This is a genomic window from Mesorhizobium sp. CA16 (assembly GCF_020165175.1).
GTDB lineage: Bacteria > Pseudomonadota > Alphaproteobacteria > Rhizobiales > Rhizobiaceae > Mesorhizobium.
This window is the reverse complement of the sequence record NZ_JAIUHP010000002.1, coordinates 312,841-328,742: the sequence shown is the minus strand read 5'-3', so window position 1 is coordinate 328,742 and position 15,902 is coordinate 312,841. Positions and strand designations below refer to the sequence as shown.

General features: G+C 63.8%; 13 protein-coding genes. 9 read left to right on the top strand and 4 right to left on the bottom strand.

The genetic code is table 11. The features are described from left to right. Positions 1 to 77: 77 nt before the first annotated feature. A complete protein-coding gene (gene tyrS, locus LB525_RS05365; protein WP_224543819.1) occupies positions 78 to 1,331 on the top strand; it encodes a tyrosine--tRNA ligase in 1,254 nt (417 codons plus the stop codon). Between the two features lie 11 nt (positions 1,332 to 1,342). Here the strand turns inward: tyrS and LB525_RS05360 are convergent, their stop codons facing one another. Next, complete coding sequence (locus LB525_RS05360) at positions 1,343 to 4,765, bottom strand: DUF3971 domain-containing protein (RefSeq protein ID WP_095765172.1); 3,423 nt, start codon at positions 4,763 to 4,765, stop codon at positions 1,343 to 1,345. 95 nt (positions 4,766 to 4,860) lie between these two features. Between LB525_RS05360 and LB525_RS05355 the strand changes: the two genes are divergently transcribed. Continuing rightward, positions 4,861 to 5,328, top strand: coding sequence for a peroxiredoxin (locus LB525_RS05355; protein ID WP_224543817.1), 468 nt, complete (start codon positions 4,861 to 4,863; stop codon positions 5,326 to 5,328). A 40-nt stretch (positions 5,329 to 5,368) separates the two neighbouring features. Here the strand turns inward: LB525_RS05355 and LB525_RS05350 are convergent, their stop codons facing one another. After that, positions 5,369 to 6,505, bottom strand: a complete 1,137-nt coding sequence (locus tag LB525_RS05350; protein ID WP_224543815.1) for a GNAT family N-acetyltransferase — start codon at positions 6,503 to 6,505, stop codon at positions 5,369 to 5,371. Further along, complete coding sequence (locus tag LB525_RS05345) at positions 6,502 to 7,503, bottom strand: sterol desaturase family protein (protein WP_224543813.1); 1,002 nt, start codon at positions 7,501 to 7,503, stop codon at positions 6,502 to 6,504. Before LB525_RS05345 ends, LB525_RS05350 begins: the two co-directional genes overlap by 4 nt. Positions 7,504 to 7,802: 299 nt before the next feature. Between LB525_RS05345 and LB525_RS05340 the strand changes: the two genes are divergently transcribed. Beyond that, on the top strand, positions 7,803 to 9,083 hold the full coding sequence (locus tag LB525_RS05340; RefSeq protein ID WP_224543812.1) for a M23 family metallopeptidase: 1,281 nt from the start codon (positions 7,803 to 7,805) through the stop codon (positions 9,081 to 9,083). A 94-nt stretch (positions 9,084 to 9,177) separates the two neighbouring features. Here the strand turns inward: LB525_RS05340 and LB525_RS05335 are convergent, their stop codons facing one another. Continuing rightward, complete coding sequence (locus LB525_RS05335; RefSeq protein ID WP_224543810.1) at positions 9,178 to 10,356, bottom strand: M24 family metallopeptidase; 1,179 nt, start codon at positions 10,354 to 10,356, stop codon at positions 9,178 to 9,180. 183 nt (positions 10,357 to 10,539) lie between these two features. On the opposite strand from LB525_RS05335, the gene LB525_RS05330 reads away from it, so the two are divergent. The 6 genes from LB525_RS05330 to LB525_RS05305 all read left to right on the top strand — a co-directional run bounded on the left by LB525_RS05330 (position 10,540) and on the right by LB525_RS05305 (position 15,792). Continuing rightward, positions 10,540 to 11,976, top strand: coding sequence for an FAD-binding oxidoreductase (locus LB525_RS05330; protein WP_224543808.1), 1,437 nt, complete (start codon positions 10,540 to 10,542; stop codon positions 11,974 to 11,976). Further along, positions 11,973 to 12,707: a FadR/GntR family transcriptional regulator gene (locus LB525_RS05325; RefSeq protein WP_224525550.1), complete on the top strand. Its 735-nt coding sequence runs from the start codon at positions 11,973 to 11,975 to the stop codon at positions 12,705 to 12,707. The genes LB525_RS05330 and LB525_RS05325 overlap by 4 nt, the downstream gene beginning before the upstream one ends. A gap of 2 nt (positions 12,708 to 12,709) precedes the next feature. After that, positions 12,710 to 13,144: a VOC family protein gene (locus LB525_RS05320; protein WP_224525548.1), complete on the top strand. Its 435-nt coding sequence runs from the start codon at positions 12,710 to 12,712 to the stop codon at positions 13,142 to 13,144. Positions 13,145 to 13,211: 67 nt separating this feature from the next. Then, positions 13,212 to 14,264: an ABC transporter substrate-binding protein gene (locus LB525_RS05315; RefSeq protein WP_224525545.1), complete on the top strand. Its 1,053-nt coding sequence runs from the start codon at positions 13,212 to 13,214 to the stop codon at positions 14,262 to 14,264. Further along, a complete protein-coding gene (locus tag LB525_RS05310) occupies positions 14,264 to 15,040 on the top strand; it encodes an ABC transporter ATP-binding protein (protein ID WP_095765163.1) in 777 nt (258 codons plus the stop codon). The genes LB525_RS05315 and LB525_RS05310 overlap by 1 nt, the downstream gene beginning before the upstream one ends. Continuing rightward, positions 15,037 to 15,792 carry an ABC transporter permease gene (locus tag LB525_RS05305; protein ID WP_224543806.1) on the top strand — a complete coding sequence of 252 codons (756 nt, stop codon included), beginning with the start codon at positions 15,037 to 15,039 and terminating at the stop codon, positions 15,790 to 15,792. Before LB525_RS05310 ends, LB525_RS05305 begins: the two co-directional genes overlap by 4 nt. Positions 15,793 to 15,902: the final 110 nt, after the last annotated feature.

The window sequence follows — 15,902 nt, the reverse complement described above, 5'->3', positions numbered from 1 at the left end:
CTGATCGCGCTTGGATGCTAAACGCGCGCCTTCATATCAAGCATGGCCAAGCGCCCGGCGACCTCCAGGAAGAAAAAATGTCCGCCTTCAAATCCGATTTCCTGCGCATCATGAGCGAGCGCGGCTTCATCCATCAGATTTCGGATGAATCCGCCCTCGACCAGCTCTTCGCCAAGGAAACGGTGAGCGCCTATATCGGCTTCGACGCCACCGCCAAAAGCCTGCACGCAGGATCGCTGATCCAGATCATGATGCTGCATTGGCTGCAGCAGACCGGCCATCGGCCGATCGCGCTGATGGGCGGCGGCACCTCGATGATCGGCGACCCGTCCTTCAAGGACGAGGCGCGCAAGCTGCTCACCCCGCAGGACATCGACGACAATCTCGTCGGCATCCGCCGCAATTTCGCGCCTTACCTGAAATTCGGCAGCGGCCCGGGCGACGCGGTCATGGTCAACAACGCCGACTGGCTGATGCAGATCAACTACGTCAATTTCCTGCGCGATGTCGGCCGGCATTTCTCCGTCAACCGCATGCTTGCTTTCGATAGCGTGAAGCTGAGGCTCGATCGCGAACAGTCGCTGTCCTTCCTCGAATTCAACTATATGATCCTGCAGGCCTACGACTTCGTCGAGCTCTACAAACGCGTCGGCTGCCGGCTGCAGATGGGCGGCTCGGACCAGTGGGGCAATATCGTCAACGGCATCGACCTCGGCCACCGCATGGAGGGCGTGCAGCTCTTCGCCATGACCACGCCGCTGCTCACCACCTCCTCCGGCGCCAAGATGGGCAAGTCCGCCTCGGGCGCGGTCTGGCTCGATGGCGACATGCTCTCGCCTTACGAATTCTGGCAGTACTGGCGCAACACCGAGGACGCCGATGTCGGGCGCTTCCTGAAGCTCTACACGACCCTGCCGCTCGACGAGGTGGCGCGCCTTGAAAAGCTCGGCGGCTCGGAGATCAACGAGGCGAAGAAGATCCTCGCCACCGAGATCACCGCCATGCTGCATGGCCGCGAGGCGGCCGAGACCGCAAGCGAGACGGCGCGCAAGACCTTCGAGGAAGGCGCGCTCGCCGACACGCTGCCCGGTATCGAAGTAGCCAAATCGGACCTCGAAGCCGGCATCGGCATCCTGGCGCTGTTCGTAAGCGCTGGTCTGGCCGGCTCGAACGGCGAAGCGCGTCGGCATGTCCAAGGCGGCGCCGTACGCGTCAACGACCAGCCGCTGACCGACGACCGGCGCGTCGTCACGCTTCAGGATCTCGGCCCTGAAGGCTTCGTGAAGCTTTCGCTCGGCAAGAAGAAGCACGTGCTGGTGCGGCCGAACTGATCGGCCGAACCTTACTGCGCAGTTTGGGACGGTTGCTGCCTGTACTCGAAGATCGAGCGGAATATGCCTGGCGCGACCACCGATAGCGGATTGATGTTGAGCGTCGGCTTGTTGGCGTTGCCGCGCAAACGGTAGGTGACGCCGATCAGGCCGCGGTCGCGTCCGTTGCCCAGCAACGGCCCGAACAGCGGCAGTTCGCCGAAGATGCGGTTGAGGCCATAGACCGGCATGAAGGTGCCGGTCATGTCCATGTTGTTGTTTGGATCGTAAAGCGTGCCCTGGAAGGTCGTACCGATGCGCGGGCCGCGCAGCAGGCCGTTCGCCAGTTTCAGATAGCCGGAGCCCTTGTCGATCTCGGCAAAGCCACGCTCGAACTGCACCCTGGACGTGTCGATGTTGCTTTTGACGGCTTGGTTCAGGCTGCGTGTATCGCCAGCCGGCGTCGTCGACACGATCGAGGCCAGCTTGGGCTCGTTGACGACATAGAAGTTGCGGGCATCCACCTGTCCCTTCATCGGCCCGTCGCCGGCGCCCGAGAGCGACAGCGTGATCGCGCCGCCTTCCATATGCTCGTAGACATTGAGGAAACGCAGGATCGCGCCGGCATCGGCAGACTTCACCCTGAGCACGCGGCCGCCTTCGCTGGTGGTGTTGTTGATCGTGATCGCGGCGCCCGAGCTTGCCGCGGCGGTGACGTTTAGCCCATTCACCCGCGATCCGGCGGCGCTGTACTCGAGCTTGAGGTTGGAGAGCACCTCGTCATGAAAACCGGTCAGCGATGTCACATCGGCGCTCACCGAGATCGCGTCGCTGCCGGCGCCCTTCGTGGCTGTATCGACATCCGAGGTGAACTGTTTGATCAGCGAGCGGGCGTCGAGCGACGCGCCGCTGACATCGACAGCGTAGCTCTTGCCTGAACGCTTGACCGAAACGGCGATGTCGTCGCCTCTGTTCAACGCGACTTTGCTGAAGCGGGCCGCGGACAGCGAGCCGTTGACCAGCGTCACATTGCCGTCGATCGAGAAGCTTTTTCCGTCGAGAGCGAAATCGGTCAATGTGGTGGTGCTGCCGGACTTCGCCATGTCGAAAGCGACCTTGGCGGGAATGCCGGCGCCCTTGCTCCAGCCCGCCCACGGAATGTCGAGCCTGGCATTGGTCAGGTCCGCCGAAACCTGCTGGGCGCCCTCGCCGCTCTTGTCGATCGCCACCTTGATGGTTCCCGACAGCAGGGCCGACAGTCCAGGCATGCTGGCGTTGCGCGTCTTGTCGTCGAGGACCAGCGTAACCTTGCGGCTTCGCGCCGGCCCGTCGTCGGCGAGCGGCTCGACGAGATCGAGGTCGGCCGGAATGCCGTTGAGCTTGGCCTCGGCGGAAATCACCGCCTGCTTTGGCCCGACGGTGATCGAGCCATCGGCGTCGGTCACGGTCTGGTCCTCGAAAGGCTTCGCCAGCGACAGGTCCCGATAATCGAGCGAAACCAGCCAATCTAGCTTCGAGGTGTCCATGCCCTTGGTCAGCGGAATGTCCGCTCTGACATGGCCGGTGACGGTGCCGGACAGGTCTTCCGGTGCCAGTCCGACATGGCGCATGGCATTGATCGGCTCATAGGAGGCCAGTTCGGCGATCGCCGGCGCCTCGCCCGCCACGTCGATGTCGAGCCCCCCGATCACAATCGGTCGGTTTGCATTCTTGACCGTCAGCGTGCCGCCGCTTGCCGCCACAGTGCGGCCGCTCGGCATATAGACGCTGCCCGAGGAGAGCGCGATATCGACATCGTTACCATGGAACGCAACCGCGCCGACGGCGTCGCGGACCGGCGGGATGCGCCCGGCGGTATCGAAGCGCGATCCTTCGATCTGGAAACGGCCGAATACTTCATCGCCGGTAAGCGGCACGCCGTTGCCGAGGCGCCCCGGCGCGACCTGGAACTGCAGATTGGCGTCGGTCACCGTGCCGCCGAACAAGTTGCCCAGCACCCAAAGCCGCGCGTTGCGGGCCGAGAACCACGGCCACAATTGCTTGACATGCGAGACTGGCATGTCATGCACGTTGAGCGACAGCGATACCCCTGGCGGGCCGTGGTCGATGAAGGCGACGGTGGCCGCGCCCAGCACCTCGCCCGGTCCGCCGGAGCGCACGCCGATCTGCTCGGCAACGAGCTTGCGGCTCTTCGGCTGGTAGACACCGGCGATACGGGCCAGGAACTGAAGCGCCGGTTCCTGCGATTCCGAAGGCGCCAGCGTCGAGCCGTCGCTGGTGAGATCATAGCGGTAGGCGGGCTCCTCCCCCGCAGCTGCCGGCTTCGGCCCGATCGATCCGGCAAAGTTGAAGCTGGAGCGGCTGCTCCTGATCAGCAGCCGGTCGACCGAGATCTTGTTTGAACCGGCCACCAGCGTGGCATCGGCTTCGACATCGGTCGGCAGCAGCCCGCGCTCGCCCAGGTCGAGCACCGAACCGTTGAGGGAGAGCGAAGCCGCGAGGCGCGACGGGTTGTCGCCCGACGCTTCCGAGCCCGAAAGCTTCAATGCGATCGAACCCAGCTTGGCGCCATCGGCCGGGGCGGCCTCGGTCGAACTGCCCTTGCCGGGGGCGCCTTCTATCTCGAGATTGGCGTCCAGCGACGAAATGCGCCTTGCCGTCGCATCGCGCGTCGCCGAGGCGGTCAAAGTCGCGTGCCGGCCATCGACATCGGCATCGTAGGAAACCTGCATGCGTCCCGCGCCTGTCTGCGCGACGGTCGCCGAGGCGATGGTCACGCGCTTGACCGGTCCGGCGTCCGGCAGCTTGAACTCGACATTGCGCAGATCGATCTGTCGCATCGAGTCCTCGCGCACGGCATCAAGCGCGCCGTTGACGCCTGAAAACACCGCCGCCGACACTTTCTCCGGGTCGACAAGGCCATCCGCGTTGCGCAGCGCCGCCGTCCAGTCGCTGCCTCCGGAGGGCATGGCCCCCACCACGATATGGGCATCGGAAAATCTGGCGCTCGTCAGCCGGACGTCGCCCGAAAGCAGCGGCAGAAGGCGCATGCCGAAACGTACGCGTCCGATATCGGCCATCGGCTTGCCGTCGGCCGTCTTCAGGCTGACATCGTTCACCTGCAGGGCGACGAAGCTCGACCCGTCGAGCGTCAGCCGAGCCGGGCCGACGGCGACGTTGACATCGATGCCGGCCAGCTTCTCGATGGCTGTCTCCGCCTCAGTCCGCAGGCGCTCCGTGCCGATGCCGGAGGCGCCGAGGACATAGACACCCGCCGCCGCCAGAAGCATGAGCGCGCAAAACCCGGCAAACACCCGGCCGAGGACGCGGAAACGCCGCCGCACGGCTGCCCGGCCGAGCGGCGGCACGCTGCACGCGGACGGAAGCCTCGCCAGGTCGGTGATCTCGTCACGCCTGAACCTGATCTTCTCGTGCTGCGGTTCTTCCTGATCCAAGCAATATTCCGTTGTGACGAACTCGTCGTGGACGAATCCCCGCCTCACGTTATATCGATGATGTCCCGCGCGTAACCGCAAACAAGGGCATCGATATGGCTGACCTCGAGGTGGGCGACGCAGCGCCGCAATTCGATCTTCCGCGTGACGGCGGCGGCTCTCTCAGCCTCGCGGCGTTCCTGGGCAAGCCAGTTGTACTTTACTTCTATCCGCAGGACGACACCACAAGTTGCACCGCCGAGGCCATCAGCTTCTCGCAGTTGAAGCCGGAGTTCGAGAAGGCCGGTGCCGTGGTGATCGGGCTGTCGCCTGATAGCGCGAAGAAACACGACAAATTCAAGGCGAAGCACGATCTCACGGTCGATCTCATCGCTGACGAGGAGCGCAAAGTGATCGAGGCCTACCGTTTGTGGGTCGAAAAGACGATGTATGGGCGCAAATATATGGGTGTCGAGCGCGCCACCTTCCTGATCGGGAAGGACGGGCGGATCGCCCGTATCTGGCGCAAGGTTCGCGTCAAGGGCCATGCCGAGACCGTGCTGGAAGCCGTTCGCGCGCTCTGAGCGTCGCCAAAGCCGCCAAAGCAATCGACAATTATGGTCGTTACTCGTCAGATGCCTCAGGCTTCGGCTGCCGCCGTGTCCTCCAGGATTTCGAACGATGGCTCACCTGATCGGCCAGCGCGGCAAGATGGCCACGCAAGCCGCGCGCGCCCATCATGGACGACAGCGTGACTGATTGCGTGGCAAAGCGCCGCTTGAAATCCTCGCCGCCGCAGAGAAAATCAATCGTGGCAAGGCCGCGGTCGAACGACCATTGGATATAGTCCATCATCAGTACCATACCCGGCGAGGCGCGCTCGTATTCGGGATCATAGGTGGTGACGAAAGCCATCATCGTGCCGTGCTGCTCGAAATTGATCGAGACGGCGACGATCGTGTTGTCAAGCTCCAGCACGAAGATGCGCAACAGCCCGAGGTCGGCCAGCACCGAAATAAGCGCGGCGAGAACCGGCGAGCCTTTGTCGAACAGATCCGAGGCACGACCATGGCGAGCGAGCCAGAGGCGCTTCAGCGTCGCGACGCGCTCGAGCACCGGTTCGCGCGGGTCCTCCGCATCCAGCAGCCGGAAACGCAATGCACCGCTTTCTTCCATGAACTTGCGGCCGCGACGATAATTCTGCCGGCCCTTCTTGGACAACGTCTCGAACCATTCCGCGCCACCCAGCCAGGAGCCAGCAACACGATAGCTAAGTTCAGTGCGGTGGTTGGGCCGAAGCGCCTTGCCATGAGCCGGTTCCAGCAGGGCATGAACACCGGCATCCGGTAGCAGTCGGTTGAGATAGATCAGGTCGAAGCCACCCTGGTCAAAAACATACTGCCAGAGGCGGAAGATCGCCCGCGGGTCGCTGTCAGGTGCAACCAGCGCGTCGCCATAGTCACTGTGATCCTTCGCCGCCCATTCGAGTACGCGGATGCCGGAACGCCTGAAGGTCGCGAGCGCTATCACGCCATCGAGCCGGTCGCCGTTCCAGGCAAGCCCAATCCTGAGCGCGCGCCGCTCCTGCTGCGGGGTGGTGCGCCACCAGGCCGCGATCCAATCCGGGTGCTGGAAGACAAGCCCGCCAGCCCGCTGCCAGAGCGCGCTCCAGGCCGGTGCGATCTCGGCAAGGCGCGCCGCCGTTGTCACGACTTCGAAGGTGCGTGTCCGCGGGATTGCGAGAACAACAGGAGCGTTCATGGCCGTGTCCCCTCCGAGGCTCGCGAGGTGCGTGACCGTGGCTTTCCGGGCCGGATGCGCCTGGCGATATGTCCCCACATCCGCCTCAGCGGCATGAGGTAAAGGCCTGCAAGCGACTGATAGTCGCGCACATCGCGATCGACCAGTCCGAACTTGAAGTCCTCGTCAGGCCTCGGCACACACAATGTTCCGAAGAGCCGGTCCCAGAACGAGAAGAGCAGCCCGAAGTTCTTGTCGTAGTGGCGCGGATCGACGCTGTGATGCAACTGATGCCAGTGAGGACACAGGATCAAATTGTTGAGCGGGCCGAACGAGATCTTGAAATGCGTGTGCCTGACGAAATCCATCATCAGGATGTTACGCATGACATAGACGTTGACGCCAAAAACGGTCAGTTCGACAAGGTTCAGCGAAATCAGCGACCAGATGCCGAAGCAGAGCCCCACGACGATGCCGTCCCAAGCTCGGTTCATCAACTCGTCGAGCGGATGGACCCGGTCCTTGGTGATCCCGACCATCACCTCGGCCGAGTGATGCACCTTGTGCAGTTCCCAAAGCAGCGGATAGCGATGCTGGGCGACGTGATAGAGGTAATAGGAAATGTCATAGGCCAGGAGCATGCTGACGGTGAAGATCAGAACCGTCACCGGCCCTGCCGGCCCCTGGGTCAGAGGCGGCTGGAAGTGGAACAGTGTCGAAAACAGCCAGTTGGTCCCGTACCCCACCACCGTGACGAAGACGATTCCGGCGGGCAGCATCAGGAAAGGCATCAGGGCCTTCTTCGTGATCCAGAACAGCAGGTCGGCCTTCGCGGAAGGATGGGTGATGACCTCACGCGGGATGGCGAACTCGAAAAACTCCTTCCAGCTCTTCTCCTCGACCGCGCGCCAATAGGCCACAAGCGCGCTGACAAAGGCGGTCAGCAGCAAAAGCCCGGTCGCCAGCAGACTGGTGCCCGAAATCTTGTCGAGGATCTTGCCAACCAGATCGCCCAGCATTCCCACCGCCACGATGAATCCCAAATACCAACACGCCTTTACTCGAAAAACGTCAACTAAACGCAATCGAAGACAGTTAAGAAACCCGAGCCTTGCTCTGCGAGCTACAGGCTGCTCCTGGCAGAACTTTGGTGCTCATCGCCAACGCGACATGGCGTCCGCGTCCTAAAGATTTTCGCGCTACCTCATGCCCGTACTGCGTGCATCCGGCGCCGCGCGGTCGACACGGCAAAACTTTGTTAACCCTAATAATGTGTAATCAGGCTTGTCGTTGGTCCCGTAACGAAAGCTTGGTCCCCGTGAAACCAACCGGTCAGTCAGCTGTCTTCGGCAGGCGTAAGGAACCGCACACGGTCATCATCGCCAGGGGCAACGAGATAAGGCATTTCACCATCCGCCCCTGGCTCGCCGCCTTCATCGGCTCGGCTCTCGCGGCGATCGCCATCGGCTATCTGCTCGCGACTTCCTATCTGGTGTTGCGCGACGACCTGATCGGCGCCACGACGGCAAGGCAGGCGCGCATGCAGCAGGCCTATGAGGACCGCATCTCGGCCCTTCGTGCCCAGGTCGACCGCATCACCAGCCGCCAGCTTCTCGATCAGCAGCTGATGGAGACCAAGGTCAGCGAGCTGCTGGCCCGGCAGACCCAGCTCAGTGAGCGGCACGGACGGCTTGGGCCGATCCTCGAGCGCGCCGAGAACGAGGTCGGCGACACGCCCGTGACGGGCTCAACGGCACCCAAGCCCGACGAGCACGCCGAAGTCACAGGCAGCCTTTCGCAGGCGCCGACCTATTCCGTCGCATCCTTGGACGCCGGCGATACAAGGCCCTTCTCGCTCTGGTCGACACGGTCCGATCCGCTTGACGGCGAAACGGCGGCCGATCGCGCCGACAAGCTGTTCGTCTCGATCAATGCTTCGTTGAAGGCCATCGAGGGCCAGCAGCTTTCGCGCATCGCCACGCTTGCCGACAACGCCTACAAGAATGCCGATGCCATAGCGCAGGCACTGGAAGCGGCCGGCCTGCCCGTCGACGGCGAACTGAACAAGAGCGATGTCGGCGGCCCGCTGGTTCCGCTTGATCCCACCATGGGTTTCGACAGCAAGGTCAAGGAGTTGGACGAGGCGCTCGATGCGCTCGACCAGATCAAGAAAGAGGCGCGCAAGCTGCCGCTCGCCAATCCCGCCCCGGGTCGCACGGTGACCAGCCCCTTCGGCGTGCGCACCGATCCGATCCTGGGCAGCGCCGCCCTGCATACGGGAATGGATTTCAGGGCGCCGATCGGCATGCCGGCCAAAGTCACCGCCGCCGGCGTCGTCACAAGAGCCGGCTGGGCCGGCGGCTACGGCCGCATGGTCGAGGTCGACCACGGCAACGGCTTTGCCACACGCTACGGACATCTGAGCCAGATCGATGTGAGTGTCGGCCAAAAGCTCGCCGCCGGCGACGTCATCGGCAAGACCGGCAGCAGCGGCCGCTCGACGGGTCCGCACCTGCACTACGAAGTGCGCCACGATGGCGAGGCGGTCGACCCGCTGCGCTTCCTCACCGTTGGCAAGAAGGTCGCGCAGTACCTTTGACCGGCTGATCCAAACCGGCGCCGTGCCCGATCTCGATCATCCGATCGACAATCCCGGCATCGATACCGGCCGCCGCACCGCTCGCGCCGGCCAGTCAGGCTTTGACATGGATATCCCGCGGGAATCTCGTCAGCGTCTCGTTGCCGGTATCGGTCACCAGAATGGTTTCGCTGATCTCGATGCCCCAGCCATCCATCCACATGCCCAGGATGGAATGAACGACATTGCCGGGTTGGAGCACCGTCTTGTCGCCCGGTCTCAGGCTGATCGTATGCTCGCCCCAATCCGGCGGATAGGCCACGCCGATGGAATAGCCGATACGCGATTCCTTCTTCAGCCCGTGGCGCTCTATGACTTTGCGCCAGGCAGCTTCGACCGCTTCGGCGGTCATGCCCGGCCGCACCGTATCGAGCACCGCATCCATGCCCTCGATCACCGCCTTTGCCGTGTCCGCGACGCGGGTCGGCGTCTTGCCGAGCTGCATGGTCCTGGCGAGCCCGGCGGCGTAGCGGCGGCAGACGCCGGCAAGCTCGAGCGCGATCGTTTCGTCCTTCCCGAACCGCCTGTCGCTCCACATGATGTGCGGTGCGGACGCGTTTTCGCCGCCGAGGATCGTCGGCGGCAGCGCCGTGATGTCGCCAGCGAAATCCGGGCTGCCGGCAATCTGCGCCGCCTGGATGCCGGCGATCGCATCGCATTCGCGCACGCCCGGCGCGATAACTTCGAATGCTCGCGCGACGGCTGCTTCGGCCAGCATCGAGGCCTTGCGCAGATAGGCGATTTCCGGCGCCGATTTCACCGCGCGGATCCAGTTCACGAGCAGGTCGGCGTCGTGCCATTTCGCATTGGGCAATCCGGCGACGAGCCGCGCATGTGCCTTCGGCGAAAAATAATAGGCTTCGAGCTCGACGCCGATATGGCGGCTGCCCCAGCCCTTGGCGATGATCCACGTCGCGATCCAGTCCATGGGATGCCGATCGGCGCGCTGAACGTGGTCCTCCGGAAATCCGACCACGTTTTCCGGCTTCATCCAGGCCGTCAGCAACCCGCCGGCCGCATCCATGGCGCGGCCTATCCAGACCGGCTCGGCATCCTCGATGGGAACAAGCACGACCTGCGGCGTGTAGAACGACCAGCCGTCATAACCGGTGATGTAATGCTGGTTGGCGACGTCGTTGACGATCAGGAGTTCGATGCCGCGCTTGGCCATCTCAGCGCGGATTTTTCCGAGCCGCTGCTGGTATTCTTCGCGGGCAAAAGGCAGTTCAATCATCTTTTCTCCTCATCGGGATCGATCTGGTCGGGACGAAGCCCTGTCGTCCACCATTGCGGTGGTTTTGACCGGCGACAATCGGCCAGGACGATGCATGGGCAGGGCCTAGCCGAACGGGGAGCGATTGACTCGAAGCAAGTTGTAGGATGATATGTATCACCCGATATCCAGACATGAACCTTCATGACCGTTCATCGCCTCTCGCCGGAAATCCTCAGCGCCATGGAAGGTGCCGTCGGCCGAAACGGCATTGCCGTCGAGCCGGCCGGAATGGCGAAATATCTGGGCGACTGGGCGGGCGACTATCAGGGTAACGCTCTTGCCGTGCTGCGACCTGGTTCGGTAGCCGAGGTGCAGGCGCTGATGCGCCTGTGCAATGAGCTCGGACTCGGCGTCGTTCCACAGGGCGGCAACACCGGCCTGGTCTCAGGCGCGATCGACAGCAAAGGCGGCGGCCTGGTTGTCTTAAGCCTGGAGCGGCTGAACGCCATCCGGCAGATCGATGCGGATAATTTCACGCTGCGTGCTGATGCAGGCTGCGTGCTGCAGACGATCAAGGACGCCTGCGAGGCGCGGGATTGCCTTTTCCCGCTCGCGCTCGGTGCGCAAGGCAGCTGCCAGATCGGCGGCAATGCGGCCACCAACGCCGGCGGCGTCAACGTGCTGCGCTACGGCATGGCGCGCGACCTGATCCTCGGCCTCGAAGTGGTGCTGGCGGATGGCGAGCTGTGGAACGGCTTCTCCGGTCTGCGCAAGAACAACAGCGGCTATGATTTGAAGCAGCTTTTCATCGGCTCGGAAGGCACGCTGGGCATCATCACCGGTGTCGAGGTCAAGCTGTTTCCGAAGCCGGCCAAGACAGAGACCGCCTATCTCGGCCTGGCCTCGTTCGAAGCGGCCGTCACGCTCTTCAACCGGGCACGCCGCGACTGTTCGGACCTGATCTCCGCTTTCGAGATCATCGGCGCCGAATGCATCGAGCTTGCCCGGCTGGTCGACCCCACAACGAGAGCGCCGGTCCCGGCACCCGTCCAGGTGCTGATCGAATTGTCGTCCAGCGCCGCCATCGATCTCAACGGCCTGCTGGCCGGGTTCCTCGGCGATGCGGTGGAGAGCGGCCTGGTGACCGACGCGGTTCTCGCCGCGAGCACCGCGCAGGCCAGGAGATTTTGGGCGATCCGCGAAGGCCTGGTCGAAGGCCAGGCCAAGCGCGGCTATCATGTGCGCACCGACCTGTCGGTGAAGATTTCCGACATCCCGGCCCTGATCGAGCAGGCCCGCCGCTTCGTCGCAAACGATCATCCCGGCTGGATTCCCCTCGCCTACGGCCACGCCGGCGACGGCAACATCCATTTCAACGTGCTGCCGCCGGCCGACCTTGCCGAGGCCGAGACTCGTGCGCGTGGCGCCGAGGTTATCGCCGGGCTCTATGAAATCGCCGCCGGCCTCGGCGGCTCGATCAGCGCGGAGCACGGCATCGGCCGCAGCCGCCGCAAGGAGTTCTGGGCCGGCCTATCGCCGACGCATCGCCGCATGGTCGCGGCGCTGAAGAACGCCCTCGACCCCAAGGGCGTGATGAATCCCGGCTGTCTGTTGCCCGCGACGGAGACTTTTCCATGAAGCAGAGACTGGCCGCCATCGGCACCGTCGAGACATTGCCGCACCGGGTCGCCGCCTTCCTCAGCCGCGAGATCGAATCCGGCGAGTTGAACCCCGGCGCGCGCCTGCCGACCGAGCAGGAACTGTCCGAAAAATTCGGCGTCAGCCGCAACGTGGTGCGTGAGGCGATCGCCCAGCTCAGGGCCGACGGCATGATCGAGGCCCGGCAAGGCATCGGCGCTTTCGTGCTGGCCCCCGAGCAGCGGGCGGCGATCCGCATCGACCGCGAGGCGCTCAAGGACACGCACAACATGGAGCGGCTGTTCGAGCTGCGCTGCATCCTCGAGGCCGAATCGGCAGCGCTTGCCGCGGCGCGGCGCAATCAGGGCCATCTCGATTCGATCAAGGCTGCGCTCGACCGCATGGGCGGCGAGGAGCGTTGGGAAGAAGGCAGCATCGACGCCGATCTGCTCTTCCACCGCGAGATCGCGCGCGCCACCGGCAACAGCTACATCCATACCTTCATCTCGTTCGTCTGCGAGCAGATCCGCCACTCGATCCACTACGCGCGCATGACCAATCCGCTGCACGATCTCGTCGAGATCAATGTCGGCGAGCATGTGCGTATCTTTGAGGCTCTGGTGGCGGGCGATCCGGCGGCGGCGGAAGCGGCGATGCGGGCGCATATCGTTGGCGCCGCCAACCGCGTCGGCGTCAAGCTGCCGCTCTCGAAAGCCAATGGAGCGAAATAGCCATGCCGACGAGCGTCACCCGCATCTCCGATGTCTGCCTGCTGGTCGAAAACATCGAAAGGACGGTCGACTTCTACGTTGAAAAGCTCGGCTTCCGCCTGCGCCGCCGCGCTGAAGGCTTCGCCGATTTCCATGGCGAGGGCGTGACGCTCGCCGCTTGGGAGCTCGACCACATCAACCGGCATACGGGCGTGTCCAACCTGAGATCGCCGCGCCATGCGCACAAGGTCTGCGTCGCCGTGCAGCTCGACACGCCGGCCGATATCGACTGGCTGCATGGCGAACTCAGCGCCAAGGGCGTGCCCTTCTACGGCCCGCCCGAAAACTACGTCTGGAACGCGCGCTGCGCCTATTTCACGGACCCGGACGACACGCTTTGGGAGCTTTACGCTTGGCTCGACGGCGGCCCTGGCGACTACCACGACGAACAGCCGTAGACGACGCCGAGCCGAAGGGAACGGCGCCTGGAGAAGAGACGAGAAAAGTCTGCAACAGGAGCGAAAAATGAGTGGGAACAGGGACTTCGAATTGAATCGCCGCGCTTTCGTGAAAGGCGGCATGGCTGCCGTGGCGGCCGTATCTGCCGGCATGCAGCTGGTGCTGACGCCCGGCGCCAAGGCCGCCGGCAAGGTCGTCATCCAGTATGACTGGCTGATGTCCAACGGCCAGATCGGCGATATCGCGGCCGTCGCCAATGGCTACTTCAGGGACGCCGGGCTCGAGGTCGAGTTCAGCCCCGGCGGTCCGAATGCGTCGACCGTGCCGCCGGTGATCTCGGGCGCCGCGCAGCTTGGCCAGTTCTCGGAAACGCCGCAGCTCTATTCGGCCCGCGCCAGCGGCGTGCCGATCAGGATCATCGCCTGCGGCTTCCGCACCGGTCCTTATGCATTGACGTCCAAGCCCGCAAAACCGATCCGCGGCGTGGCCGATCTCAAGGGCAAGAAGATCGGCATCCAGCCGACGGCGCGCTTCGTCATCGACGAGATCCTGGCCAAGAACGGCATCGATCCGTCGGAGGTGACCATCGTCAATGTCGGCTTCGACAAGGCGCCGCTGGTTCGCGGCGATGTCGACGCGATCGGCGGCTGGATTACCAACACGCAGGCGCTCAGCGTCGTCGGCGACGACCGCATCGACCTCTTGACGCGTGACCTCGGGCTGAGCTCCTACGCCGATGTCTATTTCGCGACCGACGCGGCAATCGAAAAGGATCCTGAGACACTGGCGAAGTTCATCGGCGCCGTCGGCAAAGGCTGGGGCTGGGTCCACGCCAACCCGCAGGAGGCGGTCAAGAAGATGGTCGCAGCTTATCCCGAAATGGATCTCGGCTGGGAGGAAAAGACCGTCAACCTGGTGCTGAAACTCTCCTTCGACGGCGCAACCGCCAAGGATGGCTGGGGTACGTTCGACCCGGCCTCGATCGAGGAGCAATTGGCGCTGCTCGACAAGGTTGGCCAGTATCCGAACGGCCGCCCGGCGACCGCCGATGTCTACACCACCAAGATACTCGAACTCTCGGCCGCCGACCGGCCCAAGCTCGACGCGCCCGCCGCGTGATGCCGGACGCGATCGAAGCGCGACAGCTGGATGTCGGCTATGGCGGCGGCCGGAAGACAGCCGTCAAAGTGCTCGCCGGCCTCGACCTCACCGTCGCGGCCGGTTCCTTCCTGTCGATCCTGGGGCCGTCCGGCTGCGGCAAGTCGACCTTGCTCAGAGTGGTGGCCGACCTGCTCGACCCGCTTGGCGGCTCGATCAGCGTGCTGGGCGAAACGCCGCATACGGTGCGCTCGCGCCGCGATGTCGGCTTCGTGTTCCAGGATTCGACCCTCCTTCCCTGGCGCACGGTGCGCGACAATGTGCGCCTGCCGCTCGGCGTCGGTCAGGGCAGCCTGACGCGCAAGATCGAGGATCGCAGCACGGAACTGCTGGAATTGATGGGGCTCGGCGGCCTCAGTGAGCGCCTGCCGCATCAGCTCTCCGGCGGCCAGCGCCAACGCGTGGCGATCGCGCGTGCCTTGCTCGGTGAGCCCAAGTTGCTTTTGATGGACGAACCCTTCGGCGCGCTCGACGAGATCACGCGCGACCGGTTGAACGACGAACTGCTGGCGCTTTGGCGGCGCAGCGGCACGACTATCCTTTTTGTCACGCATTCGATCGCCGAAGCCGCCTATCTCGGCGAGCGCGTCATCGTGCTGGCCGCCAATCCAGGGCGCGTCGTCAAGGACCTCGACATGCGGCCCTTCAAGCAGGAGGGCAACCGCTGCAAGCGCGAGGATCCGGCGATCGTCGCCGCCATGGCGGACCTGCGCGTCGCGCTGGAGCGCGCATCGTGAGACAGGCGCCGCTCTCCCCGCAAATGACGGTCGCGCTTCCCATCCTGGGCGCGGCTTCGATCCTGCTTGCTTGGCAATATCTTTTGCCGTTGCTCGGCGTGCCGGCCTATATCGTGCCGACGCCGACAGCGATCTTCGGCGTGTTCCAAAAGAATTTTGCGCTCCTCATCGACAATCTGAGGCCGACGCTGATCGAGGCGCTGGCCGGCTTCGTCATCGGCAATCTCGCCGCCGTGCTGCTCGCCGTGCTCTTCGTCCACAGCCGCGTCCTGCAAGCCGCCTATTTCCCGATCGTGCTCTTCTTCAACACCATTCCGATCCTGGCGCTGTCGCCGATCATCATCCTGATCTTCGGACTCGGCATGACGCCGAAGATCGTGATTGCCGCGGTAATCTGCTTCTTCCCGACACTGGTGAACATGATCCGCGGCCTCGATTCGGCGAGCGACAACGAGCACGAGCTGTTCCGCGTGCTGTCAGCGACACACTCGGAGATTTTCTGGAGCCTGCGTCTGCCCCGTGCCCTGCCGATGCTGTTCTCTTCGCTGAGGATCGCGTCGGCCACCGCCGTGATCGGCGCCATCGTCGGCGAGTGGATCGGCTCGGACAAAGGGCTCGGCGCGCTGATCATCCAGGCGACCTTCAACTATCAGTCCGATCGGCTTTATGCGGCGATCGTGCTGTCGTCGTCGCTGTCGATCGCGTTGTTTTGCCTCGTCGTCCTGATCGAGCGGCGAATCATCAAATATTGAGCAAGACGGCGGCCCACGCGCCGTGTGCTCACGCATCGAGATAGGAACATCCTCCCGAGCAGGCATTCATCGCGCATTTATTCGGCCTGCGGTAGGATGCCGGCGTGCAA